This is a genomic window from Sporosarcina sp. FSL K6-3508 (genome assembly GCF_038615825.1).
GTDB classification, from domain to species: domain Bacteria; phylum Bacillota; class Bacilli; order Bacillales_A; family Planococcaceae; genus Sporosarcina; species Sporosarcina newyorkensis.
This window is the reverse complement of sequence record NZ_CP152016.1, coordinates 1,645,034-1,658,671: the sequence shown is the minus strand read 5'-3', so window position 1 is coordinate 1,658,671 and position 13,638 is coordinate 1,645,034. Positions and strand designations below refer to the sequence as shown.

The following is a 13,638-nucleotide window of genomic DNA, read 5'->3' as shown; positions in this document are numbered from 1 at the left end:
CTTCTCCTCCAATTAATTCATGACGTCATATTTCTCTAAAAACTTCGTATCAAAGTCACCGGATTGGAATACTTCATGATCCATTAATTTAGAATGGAATGGAATCGTCGTATGTACACCTTCAACTACGAATTCATCCAATGCACGTTTCATCCGAGCGACCGCTTGCTCGCGCGTATCGGCATGTACAATCAATTTCGCGACCATTGAGTCATAAAATGGCGGGATCGCATACCCTGGATAAACAGCTGAATCCACACGTACTCCAAAACCGCCAGGGGGCAAGTACATAGTCACTTGACCAGGTGAAGGCATGAAATTCTTTTCTGGGTTTTCAGCATTTATACGGCATTCGATCGACCAGCCGTTCACTTGGATATCTTCCTGTTTGATCGATAGTTTTTCGCCAGAGGCTACTTTCAACTGTTGTTGGATTAAATCGACACCAGTAATCATCTCTGTAACAGGATGTTCCACTTGGATGCGCGTATTCATTTCCATAAAATAGAACGTTTGATTGATATGGTCGAAAATGAATTCTACTGTACCTGCACCGCGGTAATTGACGGCTTCAGCAGCTTTGACAGCAGCTTCCCCCATCTGCTTACGCAACTCCGGAGTCAAAGCTGGAGATGGCGCTTCTTCGACTAGCTTTTGCATACGGCGCTGAATCGAACAATCACGTTCTCCGAGGTGAATCGTGTTGCCGAATTTATCTGCTAATACTTGTACTTCTACATGACGGAAAACTTCGATGTATTTTTCAAGATAGACCCCTGGATTACCGAATGCTGCAGCAGCTTCTTTTTGCGTGATGTTCACGCCTTTTACAAGTTCTTCTTCATCGCGTGCGACACGGATTCCTTTCCCCCCGCCGCCAGCTGTAGCTTTAATGATAACAGGGAAGCCGATTTCTTTTGCAACTTTTAAAGCGTGATCTGCGTCATCCACGATTCCGTCAGAACCAGGAACAATCGGAACGCCTGCTTCTTGCATCGTGTTTCGCGCTACATCTTTCGTACCCATTTTCGAAATTGCTTCAGATGTAGGTCCGATGAATTCAATATTCACTTCTTCACATAATTCTGCGAAGCTGGCATTTTCCGCGAGAAACCCATAGCCGGGATGGATCCCGTCGCAATCAGTTGCTTTCGCTACACTGATGACATTCGAGAAATTCAGGTAGCTGTCAGTTGATAAGCGAGGTCCGATGCAGTAAGCTTCGTCGGCCAGTTGGACATGCAGCGCCTCTTGATCGGCTTCTGAATAAACTGCCACTGTTTGAATGCCCAGTTCTTTACAAGCACGGATAATCCGTACTGCGATTTCTCCTCGGTTTGCAATTAATACTTTTTTCATTTGTCAGTCCCCCTTAATTCTCTTTAACAAGGAATAAAGGTTGTCCGTATTCTACAAGTTGACCGTCTTGCACTAACACTTCAACGATTTCCCCGGATACTTCGGATTCGATTTCATTAAATAGTTTCATAGCTTCTACAATACAAACAATGGATTCAGCTGTGACTTTATCGCCTTTTTTAACATATGGAGCAGCGTCAGGTGAAGAGGCTTGGTAGTATGTACCAACCATTGGCGAAGTAATTTTGTGCAATGATGCATCTTCTGCTACTTCAACAGGTGCTGATGCTTGTGCTGGTGTTTCTGCAGGAGCCGGAGCTGCTGGCGCTGCAACTGGAGCCGCAACTTGCGGTACTGCCTGTGGAGCTGGAGCTGCTAACGGAGCATCAGAAACCACTGTAAGCGTTTCCCCAGAACTTTTTTCTAGTTTAATTTTTCCACCGTCCGATTCGAACGTGAACTTTTGGATGGATGATTGATCGATTAGTTTGATAATTTCTCGAATTTCTTGAATTTTCAACATAACTGATTCTCCTGACTATTTTATTCTTCCTATCTTCTACTATGATAGACGTTTTACTATAAATTTGGAATAGTAAAATCGTATTTTATTCATTAATCAAAGAAAAGTCCCAATTATTTCTAACATACACTTTACTAAATGATCAATAACATCGTGACTTTATTGCGTTCAGTTTTTGAATTGTGATTAGGTCTGCGTGACGCAGGATGTAGCGATCTTATCCTGCATTCTATTGTTCAGTGAGAGTTTTCTGCTGAATAAAGATAAAAACCAGAAGCCATCGAGGCCCCTGGTTGAACTGTTTATTCTTTTGATTCAGCAAAATCCACTTTGACAGTTTGCGCGCCATCCCAGCTTGACATGATGTATTGAGTGATTTCATCTGCCATTTGTGGTGAATGCTCTTCATTTGATAGGACTGTAACGTTTACACGTTCTTCCTCCCCGCGGACAAATACTTCCGGGTAGCCCAGTGCTTTGATTTGCATTTCCATCAAGGCTTCTGTGGAGCTTACTTTGCGCAATTCTGCAATCTCATCAAAGATCTCATTTTTTTCTTCTGCTGTAAAGTCGGAGGAAGTCATTTTTGCGGTTAACTGTTCCACCATTTCACTGCGCTCGTTTCGTACTTCCATTCGCATATCCTGGAAGATATACGATTCGGCAAAGACTGGTTTCACTTCATCCGTTTTACCTTCTTTCTCCAGTAACTTCGTCGCATCTTTTGTTTCTTTCGTGAAGATCGCGATTCCATCAAACGGCATAGGTGCCTCTTTTTTGACGTAGTAGATGGAGATGACTGCTACAAGACTGAGTAATGTTAAAAACCAAACTGTTCGTTTATTTGCTTTCAAGATGATTCCCCCTTTTCTTCATTTCCACGATAACAATACGATGTTCAGGCAATTGAAGGACGTTGGCTAGTAATTGTGAGAGTTCGTTTCGCACAGCCTGATCTTCGGCTCCTTCCGCCACAACGAGCAGGCCTTTTAACTTAGATTCATTTTTAGCCTGAGTGTCGGAGATCGAAAAGTACCCAGCCAATGAACTCTCGACTTCTCTCTCGTCATAATGAAAGTAAACCGTAACTTTCCCTAGTCCCTCCATTTGTTCAAGCGTTTCTTCTAATGTGGATTGCAGACGCTGCTCTTCTTTTTTTCGGTTTTCCCCTCCTAGACTTTCCGTGCTGGTGATGTACAAGATGCCAAATACAATCATCATAAGACCGACTAACAACATTTGGGATTTTTTCTTTGTTTTTTGCATGTTTCCATCACCATCTCATAGTGGCTTTCATTCAGTTACCAAATGGGATTCTACATTTGCATAGTATGTAGAGTTAAAACAACTTATGACCTGCAGCCTGTAAAAAAAATTGTAAGATCCACAATCCAATCGCTAATTTAATTAACGGAACAAAGGCTTTCTCCATTTCCTTCGATGCTACCAATTGGAGAATCAACGCAAGCAACACCAGGTTTGCAAGACCGGTTAGAAACAGATGCATCAGAGTACCCCCTCCTCACTTCCCAAGCGTCATCATTTTAATAAACGTTACGATAAAGATCGTCGTATAGATGAACGCAAATGAAATGAGAAAAGATATAGCGCAGAGAACAAAAAGAGTACGTCCTATATCATCAAGTAATCCGCATACTTCTTTTTGAGAAAATGGTTCGATTAACGCCGCAGTCCATCTGAATAAGAAAGCAGTACATAATATCTTCAATGCCGGCAACAAAGCTACTGTCCAAATGGAAAGCAACAGCCAGATGCTTATATAGGCGGTTGCACCGGAAGAATAGCGGCCGATTGAGCCGAGTGTATCCGTCAAAAGTGAACCGATCAGCGGGATATTCTGGCGGATCAACTCCTTTATCGGTTCATTTAATGTACCGGACAATGTCCAAGTCAACGCACCGCCAGCTGTAATAAAAATCGAATAGGCCGCTACCATAGCAGAGACTATCGCAAGCAACGATGTTCTCAGTAAATCTGCCATCCTAGTAAAAACGATTTCAGGCATCAACCGAGTAAGGATATCCAGTAACAGCGCCGTCGATAAAATCGGCAGCAAAAACTTTTCCGCAAAGACTACAGCACCTTGAGCAAACAACAACATCGCAGGCTGGAAATTCACCACACTGAACGTAGCGCCTGATGCTAAAATCATTGCTGCGATAAGTGGATACATTCCGAGAAATAAAGAAGCGATCGAGTGGGTGATGAGTTGGATTTGTCGAAAGCTTTCGGTTGCCGGTTCCATCAGTAAAAGTAAAACGAGGAGAAGCAGCACAAACCTCGTCCATTTTTGGAACGCCGGCAGAAAAAAATCGACTAGTAACGTGATCAGTAACATGACCATTAGCAGGAAAAAAGGTCCTAATACTTCGGCGATTATGGAATTCAGAAAATCAGGCATAGACGTCTCGTCCATTCGTTGTAGTAGTTTCCGATCCTCCTACCAAGGAATCAAAGCGTGAATGGTTTCAATCAATTGTTTAATGGACGGAAACCAAAGCGTCAGAATCACGATTTTCATGACCGTCTGAAATAACCGCGCAAACGCTCCGTATCCCTCATCTTTCATTTGAAGTGCCAGTAGCTCACCCATATAGTACAGTCCCGCGCTGACAACTAATAAGGTGGTGTAAGGGACCGGCACCTTCTCGACTAGTGACAGGACAGAAGTAGCAAAAGGCACTAAAAATGTAAATAGAACATACACTGCCGTAAGCAAAAATAGCGTCGTATAGAGAATCGGATGCAATGCGGGAGCGGCAAAAGATAATAAGAGCAACAAGATGTAGACAATAAACAGTTGAAAGATGACCGCCATTACATCGCCATCGACAACCAGCTGAAGAATTCTGTAATTTCCGTGAAAAACACGCGAAGAAACATCAGCAATTCAATCGAAATATAAAGATACGCTAGGAAAAATAGAAAAAATGAAAATTCTTTCTTTCCTGTCTGCTCAAAAAACACATGCAAAACACCAATCACCAATCCGACGCCGGCGATGCGCAATAAATCGTTCAATTCCATCCCGCTACGCCTCCTCCATGGTCCACTGTATGAATAGCGTGCGGGCGATATGACAATACGCAAAAAAACACACGAGAGCTATTCTCGTGTGTTTCGGGTATGTTTGATTGCTTTATGCGCGTGAAACGTATTCTGCTTCTTCTGTATTGATGATCAGCTTATCGCCTTGATTGACGAAAAACGGGACCTGTACAACTAATCCAGTCTCCATTTTAGCCGGCTTGGAACCACCGCTCGCTGTATCGCCTTTGATACCAGGCTCAGTCTCTGCTACTTCCAATGTTACAGTACTCGGCAATTCAACCCCGAGCACTTCATCTTTATAAGAGATGACATGCACTTCCATATTCTCTTTCAAGAATTTCAATTCATATTCAAGCTGTGAAGAAGCAAGTTCAAGCTGTTCATACGATTCATTGTCCATGAAAACATGCTCATCGCCATTGGCATATAGATATTGCATACGACGGTTATCGATCTGTGCTTTTTCTACTTTTTCACCTGCACGGAACGTCTTTTCATTGACGTTGCCTGTACGAAGATTACGCAATTTCGAACGAACGAATGCTGCGCCTTTCCCTGGCTTTACGTGTTGGAAATCCATAACACGCCAAATATCACCGTCAAATTCAATTGTTAATCCTGTACGAAACTCGTTTACTGAAATCATTCGTATTCCTCCAATTAATCGATTATAAAATAAGCAGTTCTTTTGTAGACTTAGTCAATCGTTCATTGCCCGTTTCAGTGATCAGAATGTCATCCTCGATCCGAACACCGCCGATCCCAGGCAAATAAATCCCCGGCTCCACCGTCACGGCCATATTCGGCACCAAGACCGTTTCTGAGCGGTACGATAAGGCGGGTGCTTCATGGACTTCCATGCCAATCCCATGACCCGTTGAATGACCAAATGCATCTCCGTAGCCTTTTGACTTGATGTAACCGCGAGCAATTGCGTCTGCTTCAATCCCTGTCATGCCAGGCTTGATATTTTCAACCGCTAATTGCTGTGCGGTCAATGTCACATCATAAATCTCTACTAGTTTAGCAGAAGGCTGGCCTACAGATACTGTTCTGGTAATATCAGAAATATATCCATTATAGAGCGCACCATAGTCCATTGTAACAAAATCACCATTCTCAATCACTTTATCAGAAGCAACCCCATGTGGTAAAGCCCCTCTTTCGCCCGAAGCGACAATGATGTCAAATGAAGAGGATGTTGCGCCTTGCTTGCGCATGAAAAACTCCAGTTCATTGGCGATTTCCAGTTCTGTTTTTCCTGCTCTGATGACGGAGCAAATATAAACAAACGCAGCATCCGCAATGGCGGCAGCTTGCTTTAATATTTCAATTTCTTCCGGTGTCTTAATCAGACGAAGTTTTTCCACCAGGCCGGCAACAGGGACTAGTTGTGCATCTACATGTTCATCATACATTTGGAATTGACTGTAGCTAAGATGCTCTTTTTCGAACCCTAATTTGCTGATTTTCATTTCTTTCACTTGATGGGCGACTTCTTGAATCATCGTTCCTGTATGCTGCACGATACGATAGCCTGTAAGCTGAGTATTCGCTTGATCCATATAACGAAAATCTGTAATGAAAACGGCGTCGTTGCGAGAAATGATCACGGATCCCGCAGAACCTGTAAAGTTGGTCATATAGCGGCGGTTGTAAGGGCTCGTAATGAGTAATGCATCCAATTCTTGTTCTTCTAACAGTTTGCGCAGTTGTTCAATTTTCAAGACGTTCTCCCCTCTCGTTTTAGCAGAAATGCATGGAAGGCGAGATCATATCCTGCTGTACCAAATCCGCAAAGCTGCCCTGCCGCAACCGGCGCAATGACAGAGGTATGACGAAACTCTTCGCGGGTATGTATATTTGAGATATGGACTTCGATTACTGGAACAGATATGGATGCAATGGCATCCCGGAGCGCAATGCTGTAATGTGTGAACGCACCTGGATTAAAGATGATTCCGTTAATTCCCGCATCTTCTGCATCGTGGATCCGATTGATGAGTTCTCCTTCTACGTTGGATTGGAAACAAGACAGTCCTATATCTGATTCGTCAGCCAACCGCTGAATTCTTGCTTCTATATCTGCCAATGTCTCCGCCCCGTAGATATCAGGCTCTCTCTTGCCCAAACGATTCAAGTTCGGACCATTTAACAGTAACAGTTCCATCTAATTCCCTCCCACTCATTTTCCTTCCTATTTTAGCACAATGAGTTAGGCTGACAAACTAATTCTATTTCTGTTTTAAAACGTTTTTCTCATATAGACGGATGTGCCGATAACAAATCGGACGACCATCGCGAGTAGACAAGCAAATGGGATGGATAGTTTTTTCAAAAATTGCTTCATTGTTAATTCTGCGTTTACATGGATTGCCCATTCAATGAAAACCAGCGCAATGATGGTGATGATCAGAGACGATACTGAAGGTGGAATTTTGGATGTAAAGAGCGCGATCATATATAAAAGAAAAAAAAGTACGAAGCAGACAATTCCTAATAAAGTCCACTTGAACCAGCCCGGAGTCGTAGTGAATATGTGTAATCTTTCTGACCAACCGACTGGAGACCATTTGATAAATTTGAAGACTTGCAGAAATTTTAATGAAAAGATAGATAAGACAGCAGCCATCAGAGCTGTCCAGAAGTGTGTTGCAGTTATTCGCATAATAATCCCTCCTGCTTCATTGTCGGATTTTTTTGCTGTTTTTAAACATCTCAATGGTGCATTTTCAGTTTTTTTAGTACACTATAGATATCGTTTCTAACGACAGAAAGTGTGGGTATGTAATGGGTAAACCTAAAACTCCTCCTGCATACGGAGGACAAGCACTTATAGAAGGTGTAATGTTTGGCGGTAAAAAGGATACGGTAACCGCCATTCGCAGGAAAGATGATACGATTGAATATTTTCATGTACCGAGGGAAGAACATCCCGTCCGTCAAAAACTCAAGAAAATCCCTTTAATTCGGGGAATTGTTGCGTTGATCGAATCTGCTGGGAATGGTTCAAAACATCTAACATTTGCGAGTGACCGCTATGATGTAATGCCAGGAGAAGAAGATGAACAGCAAGGAGAAGAAGAAACATCGAAGCTCGTGATGGTTTTAGGTGTAGCCGCAGTCGGAGTGCTGACATTTTTATTCAGCAAGTTCGTCTTTACGCTCGTGCCAGTCTTCTTGGCGGAATTATTCCAGTCGGTAGCGCCTGGTAAAACCGCACAGATTATGCTGGAAAGTTTTTTCAAGTTAGTCCTTCTGCTGACATACATCGGGCTTATCTCTATGACCCCGCTCATCAAACGTGTTTTCCAATACCATGGTGCGGAACATAAAGTGATCAACAACTATGAGAACCATATGGAGATGACGGTTGAAAATGTCCAATCGCAATCCAGACTGCATTATCGATGCGGCAGCAGTTTCATATTGTTTACAGTCATCGTTGGAATGTTCATCTATTTCCTAGTTCCAACCGACCCGCTTTGGCTACGTGTCGTCAACCGGATTTTATTGATTCCTGTCGTGTTGGGTGTTTCTTTTGAAGTACTTCAGCTAACCAATGCTGTACGAAATGTACCTGTTCTTCGTTATCTAGGCTATCCTGGACTTTGGTTGCAATTACTGACAACAAAAGAGCCGGACGATAAGCAAGTGGAAGTAGCGATTGCTTCTTTCGAGAAGTTATTGGAAGTGGAACAATACGGGGTCAGTGCGTTGAACTCGGAAGTGGCGGTTGAAAAAGAAGCAGTGGAAGAACAGAAACCTGTAACGATTCTGTCATAAGTTAAATGGCACCTCAAAGGTCGGGTAGTATCCTGACTTTTGGGGTGTTTTTGATTCTAGGCAAACCGGAGCTTTACCGTGAAAGTATGATTGAAATTATGCGGAACATACTATACTCAAATTTAATTTAGGATGATGAAATTGAAAAAGTTTTTTTCGGTTCTACCGGTTTTATTTGGTGCAGTAGTTTCCGTATTGATTTTTGGAACAGCTAAAGTGAATTCATCCAATATACCGCCCTCCCTTGAGGAAGTATACACTCGAATTGGATATACATCCCCGGATGAAGCAGTGAAAAAGTTTGAAAGTCATTTTAACCATGTTTTAATATTGCCAAGGATCAAGCCTTCTATTTCTTTCACCCATCAATTGGGAAGATTTTCCGAAGACAACCTCAATGACTCTTTGGAAATCAAGTTTATTAATAGTAAAATTATAGAAAACCATTATAAAATTGTTATCCGACCTTTGGAGAATACATTAACTTATAAAAGTAATGCCAATCAGAAAGATTACACACTTAAAAATGGACAAAAAGCCCTTTATATTGAGCATCCGTTATTTAATTTTTTGATTTTTGAACATGATCATTGGCAATACGTGCTCACAATTGATAAAAGAGTTTCTAAAATAACAGCTGATACATTGGTTGAGATTGCCAACTCAATTGAATAAGTCGTATCTCTTCTTACATCAACACTTCTGAACGTTAGGTATATACAAACATTGTAAAGACCGCTAATCCATTATGAATTAGCGGTCTTTGTGTTTTATTGTACTCAAATTAACCAGATGTATCTTCCTTACAGCCCGCACTTCAATTGCGCTTGGCAATTCGTACATGTATTGCATCCGCCAATTTCCTCAACTGTACCTTGTCGGCAGACCGGGCATGTATCGCCTACTTCAGAGCCGATTGTGACGTTAGTTGAACGCAATGCTTGAATCGTATTGACGAGTACGACTTTCGGCTGTTCCGTGACTTCTACTAACTCTTCTGTATCCGGAATATTTTCTTCCGCTTTTAGAGTCAAGACTTGCGAATCACGGCTGCCGTCGACATATACTGTGCCGCCTTTTGCTCCACCTTTATACAATCTTTCATAGACGCTCTCGACTTGCTCAACAGTATAGCCACGCGGCGCGTTGACCGTTTTCGATATCGAGCTGTCGATCCAGCGTTGGATGATGCATTGTACGTCCGCATGCGCTTCAGGTGCAAGCTCCATTGATGAAATAAACCAATTTGGTAAATTTTCCGGATCAGCATCTTGATTGTTTTGCAAATACTCTTCTACGATTTCCGCTTTCACTTCGATGAATTTACCGAGACGTCCGCTTCGGTAATACGTAAAGGAGAAATATGGTTCAAGGCCGGTAGAAACTCCAACCATTGTTCCAGTGGACCCAGTCGGCGCAACTGTCAGTAAATGGGAGTTTCGAATACCATGCTCTAGAATCGCTTCTCGAATATCTTCAGGCATACGTTTCATATAACCTGTCTCAATAAATGCCTGACGCAATGCTTTTGTTTCTTCATCTGTCTTGCCAATCAAGAATGGAAAGCTTCCTTTTTCTTTCGCAAGTTCAATTGATTCGCGGTAAGCAGTAGTCGCAATCGCTTCAAATACTTCATCCACCAATTGATTGCCTTCAGGCGATCCGTATTCTTTTTCGCAATAGATGTGAAGATCTGCGAGTCCCATGACGCCCAGTCCTACTCGGCGTTCGCCAAGGGCTTGTACTTTATTTTCTTCTAAGAAATACGGGGTTGCATCGATGACGTTATCTTGCATGCGCACACCGATTCGAACGGTTTCTTTTAATTTCTCGAAGTTCACTGTCTTCGTTTCTTTATCTGCCATCTCAGCAAGGTTGACAGCTGCCAAATTACAGACAGAATATGGTGCAAGTGGTTGTTCACCACACGGGTTCGTCGCTACAACTTGCTGTCCATACGCTTTCGCATTCGTTTCGTCATTCGCATTATCAATAAAGAAAATTCCCGGTTCCGCAGAATATGTTGCGCAAATATTGATAAGATCCCATAATGCGCGGGCTTTGATCGTACGGTACACGCGGACTTCGTGACCAAGTCTTTCCCATTCGCGCACATCACCGACTTCGTGCCATTGTTCGTTGTAATGCGCCATTTCTTCAGGTGAATAATTTTCAACTGCCGGGAAACGAAGATCGTAATCGCCGTCTTCCTCCACTGCTTTCATGAAATCATCCGTTAATGTAACGGAAATATTCGCACCTGTTAAAAATTCCGGATTATGAACTGTAAATGTTCCGCCATCCTGCAATTTCAGCTCTGCATCGCGAATGATTGCATCGTTGAAGCCGCCTTGGCCAGGAATTTGCTTATAATTCGTGATACCTTGATACATCGCTTCTTCTTGCGGTGTCAATGGTTTGAAATTCAATTTTTCATTCGCGAGTTTCTGAATTAACTCGTCTTCCGTGTTTTCGATCAAATAACGCAAAATTCGCGGATTCTGCATCTTGGAGATGATAAATTCACAAATGTCAGGGTGCCAGTTAGCTAACATAATCATTTGTGCTCCTCGTCTTGATCCACCCTGCTCAACAAGATGTGTCAATTTCGCAATATCGTCCAGCCACGAAACAGAACCAGAAGATCTTCCGTTCACTCCGCGTGCCAGTGTGTTGCGCGGTCGCAATGTCGAACCATTCGTTCCTACACCGCCGCCACGACTCATGATTTCCATCACTTGCTTGCGGTGATCTGAAATTCCTTCACGAGAATCCGGAACGAAAGGCATGACGTAACAATTGAAGAATGTAACATCCGTTTCCGAACCTGCTCCGTACAGAACTCGTCCAGCTGGAACATAATTTAATGATTTCAACTGCTCGTAGAACATCTCATACGATTGCGTTCTTCTGTCCGCTGTTTTCTCTACAGTAGCTAAGCCTGTCGCATTCCGTTTTGCGATTTGTTCGTAATACACTTCAAGAGGTTTCTCTAGCACATCTAACGGCCGCGAGATGATTCCTTTGTGTTGTTCCTCAGGATCGTCAATGGAAGAGCGGTATTCTTCTTCGATCCAAATTTCCGCCTTCCCTTCTGCCTTGTCCAACTTTGTAATATATCCCAATCCGCGTGCAGGGAATTTCGGATCTTCCCTAACTGTCAAGACAACAAAGTCTCCTACCTTCAACGTCTTTTTTTCAGTGTCTTTAAATGAATAGCGATCGATCATCACGAGACGCGACACCCCGCTATGCGTCAGTTTCATATCCTCAGTGATCGGGTGCACTTGATGAAATTGTGAAATGTCCTCATTTAACTGCTTTTTGTCCAGAAATGGCTCGCCTTGTTTCGAAACCGTAACCATATAACATCCTCCTTCGACTTCATAGAACACAACATGTTGTGTTCTTTCTATTCCCTAATCTACTATATCTTGAAACTTTGTCAATCCACAAATTTTTTATTCGAGTTTAAAAAGATTGATACAACAACCTTCCTTTAAAAAAATAAAGCAAAAGAACTAACTTTACTTTTTGTAATTCCAGTCATCATTGGCATATTTTTCATTCTCAATTTGACGCACCAATGCCATTTGTTCTTCCGTTAGTTCGAGTGGCTCCAATGAAATATCCAGTGCCTTTTCAAAGCCTTGTGAAAAGGCCACTTTGCATTCATCGACTGTGATGTCTCGATCTGTCAGCCGATCAATTGCAATTGCCCGGTCTGGCAATGTTCTGCGCACACGTTCCTTCAACTCCGGAGATGAATATTTAAAAATAGACGTCAGCTTGTCTACATCTAGACTCATCAGTATGGCACCGTGTTGGAGAATCACTCCTTTTTGACGTGTCTGCGCACTGCCCGCGACTTTTTTTCCTTCCACCACTAATTCATACCAACTTGGCGCATCGAAGCAAACCCCACTCTTAGGGTTCCTTAATTGGTCCGTCACGTCTTTATCCGGAATGGAGAACTCCGCCTGCAAACCTAAGTTGCGGAAGCCTTGGAGCAGACCGCCTGAGATCACACGATATGCTTCTGTGACGGATTCCGGCATTCCTTTATAGTGCTCACTGACAATCACACTGTAAGTCAATTCATGCTCATGCAGAACGCCTCTGCCACCCGTCGGTCTGCGGACAAAGCCCAACTCCAGTTCTTTTACCTTTTCCATATCGATATCTTTTTCTATACGCTGAAAATAACCGATGGATAATGTTGCGGGAGACCATTCATAAAAACGCAGAACCGGTCCGATTTCCCCGCGGCTATGTAAGTCAAGAAGCGCTTCATCCAGCGCCATATTGAAAGAAGGTGTACACTTACCCGAATCCACATAATGCCAAACTGCTTTTGTCATATTCATTCTCCTTCGTCTATCGTACTGCATTTATGCTATATGAAATCGTGAACGAAAAAAACAATAACGCATTACATTTTATCATTCCGATTGAACTGATGCTAGAAAATCTTTATACTAGAGATATTGATAAAAGGGGGAAGTTTTTTGACGTATTATATTTTAGGAGCCGTTGTGCTCGCGATCATTCTTTATTTCGTTATTACATATGTTCGGGTGGGAAAAGCTCTTACCACTTTAACACAGGAAGAATTCATTCAAGGATACCGAAAAGCACAATTGATTGACATCCGTGAACCAAAAGATTTCGACGCTGGACATATTTTAGGTGCACGAAATATTCCATTCACTCAGTTCACCCAGCGCTATAGAGAAATACGTCCTGATAAGCCGATTTATCTTTACGACCAAAACACTAGCCGTACAGGCCGCGCAGCTTTATTCCTTAAGAAAAAAGGTTGTACGGAAATCTATCAACTACGTGGCGGGTTCAAGCAGTGGACAGGCAAGATCAAAACAAAATAATAATACTAGATC

The 13,638-nt window shown here is 42.6% G+C and carries 17 protein-coding genes; 3 read left to right on the top strand and 14 right to left on the bottom strand.

Annotation, left to right across the window (positions count from 1 at the left end):
- Positions 1 to 12 precede the first annotated feature (12 nt).
- The 12 genes from accC to MKX97_RS07980 form a co-directional block, all read right to left on the bottom strand.
- Positions 13 to 1,359, bottom strand: coding sequence for an acetyl-CoA carboxylase biotin carboxylase subunit (gene accC, locus MKX97_RS08035; protein ID WP_221835004.1), 1,347 nt, complete (start codon positions 1,357 to 1,359; stop codon positions 13 to 15).
- 13 nt (positions 1,360 to 1,372) lie between these two features.
- The gene (gene accB / locus MKX97_RS08030; protein ID WP_009496792.1) at positions 1,373 to 1,882 is read right to left on the bottom strand and encodes an acetyl-CoA carboxylase biotin carboxyl carrier protein; all 510 of its coding nucleotides are present in this window, start codon (positions 1,880 to 1,882) and stop codon (positions 1,373 to 1,375) included.
- 302 nt (positions 1,883 to 2,184) lie between these two features.
- A complete protein-coding gene (locus MKX97_RS08025; RefSeq protein ID WP_009496793.1) occupies positions 2,185 to 2,736 on the bottom strand; it encodes a SpoIIIAH-like family protein in 552 nt (183 codons plus the stop codon).
- Positions 2,723 to 3,148, bottom strand: coding sequence for a stage III sporulation protein AG (locus tag MKX97_RS08020; RefSeq protein WP_009496794.1), 426 nt, complete (start codon positions 3,146 to 3,148; stop codon positions 2,723 to 2,725). The genes MKX97_RS08025 and MKX97_RS08020 overlap by 14 nt, the downstream gene beginning before the upstream one ends.
- 73 nt (positions 3,149 to 3,221) lie before the next feature.
- Entirely contained in the window at positions 3,222 to 3,389 is a 168-nt protein-coding gene (locus MKX97_RS08015) for a hypothetical protein (RefSeq protein WP_342537392.1), read from the bottom strand.
- 15 nt (positions 3,390 to 3,404) lie between these two features.
- A complete protein-coding gene (locus MKX97_RS08010; protein WP_176132467.1) occupies positions 3,405 to 4,304 on the bottom strand; it encodes a hypothetical protein in 900 nt (299 codons plus the stop codon).
- A gap of 39 nt (positions 4,305 to 4,343) precedes the next feature.
- Positions 4,344 to 4,721, bottom strand: coding sequence for a SpoIIIAC/SpoIIIAD family protein (locus MKX97_RS08005; protein WP_009496797.1), 378 nt, complete (start codon positions 4,719 to 4,721; stop codon positions 4,344 to 4,346).
- A complete protein-coding gene (locus tag MKX97_RS08000) occupies positions 4,721 to 4,930 on the bottom strand; it encodes a hypothetical protein (protein ID WP_009496798.1) in 210 nt (69 codons plus the stop codon). Before MKX97_RS08000 ends, MKX97_RS08005 begins: the two co-directional genes overlap by 1 nt.
- Before the next feature lie 112 nt (positions 4,931 to 5,042).
- Positions 5,043 to 5,600, bottom strand: coding sequence for an elongation factor P (gene efp / locus MKX97_RS07995; protein ID WP_009496799.1), 558 nt, complete (start codon positions 5,598 to 5,600; stop codon positions 5,043 to 5,045).
- Positions 5,601 to 5,622: 22 nt separating this feature from the next.
- Positions 5,623 to 6,681, bottom strand: coding sequence for a Xaa-Pro peptidase family protein (locus MKX97_RS07990; RefSeq protein WP_340758782.1), 1,059 nt, complete (start codon positions 6,679 to 6,681; stop codon positions 5,623 to 5,625).
- Positions 6,678 to 7,124 (bottom strand): type II 3-dehydroquinate dehydratase, encoded by a 447-nt coding sequence (gene aroQ / locus MKX97_RS07985; protein ID WP_340758781.1) that lies wholly within the window; start codon positions 7,122 to 7,124, stop codon positions 6,678 to 6,680. Before aroQ ends, MKX97_RS07990 begins: the two co-directional genes overlap by 4 nt.
- A gap of 75 nt (positions 7,125 to 7,199) precedes the next feature.
- A complete protein-coding gene (locus MKX97_RS07980; protein ID WP_078816557.1) occupies positions 7,200 to 7,622 on the bottom strand; it encodes a hypothetical protein in 423 nt (140 codons plus the stop codon).
- 122 nt (positions 7,623 to 7,744) lie between these two features.
- Here MKX97_RS07980 and MKX97_RS07975 point away from each other — a divergent pair, with 122 nt between their 5' ends.
- Positions 7,745 to 8,740: a DUF1385 domain-containing protein gene (locus MKX97_RS07975; RefSeq protein WP_078816556.1), complete on the top strand. Its 996-nt coding sequence runs from the start codon at positions 7,745 to 7,747 to the stop codon at positions 8,738 to 8,740.
- A gap of 135 nt (positions 8,741 to 8,875) precedes the next feature.
- Positions 8,876 to 9,415 (top strand): carbon monoxide dehydrogenase, encoded by a 540-nt coding sequence (locus tag MKX97_RS07970; protein ID WP_342537391.1) that lies wholly within the window; start codon positions 8,876 to 8,878, stop codon positions 9,413 to 9,415.
- A gap of 128 nt (positions 9,416 to 9,543) precedes the next feature.
- Here MKX97_RS07970 and MKX97_RS07965 read toward each other — a convergent pair whose 3' ends face one another.
- A complete protein-coding gene (locus tag MKX97_RS07965) occupies positions 9,544 to 12,105 on the bottom strand; it encodes a vitamin B12-dependent ribonucleotide reductase (protein ID WP_342537390.1) in 2,562 nt (853 codons plus the stop codon).
- Positions 12,106 to 12,267: 162 nt separating this feature from the next.
- Positions 12,268 to 13,101, bottom strand: coding sequence for a biotin/lipoate A/B protein ligase family protein (locus MKX97_RS07960; RefSeq protein ID WP_040758114.1), 834 nt, complete (start codon positions 13,099 to 13,101; stop codon positions 12,268 to 12,270).
- 147 nt (positions 13,102 to 13,248) lie between these two features.
- On the opposite strand from MKX97_RS07960, the gene MKX97_RS07955 reads away from it, so the two are divergent.
- On the top strand, positions 13,249 to 13,626 hold the full coding sequence (locus MKX97_RS07955) for a rhodanese-like domain-containing protein (RefSeq protein WP_139365922.1): 378 nt from the start codon (positions 13,249 to 13,251) through the stop codon (positions 13,624 to 13,626).
- Positions 13,627 to 13,638 lie beyond the last annotated feature (12 nt).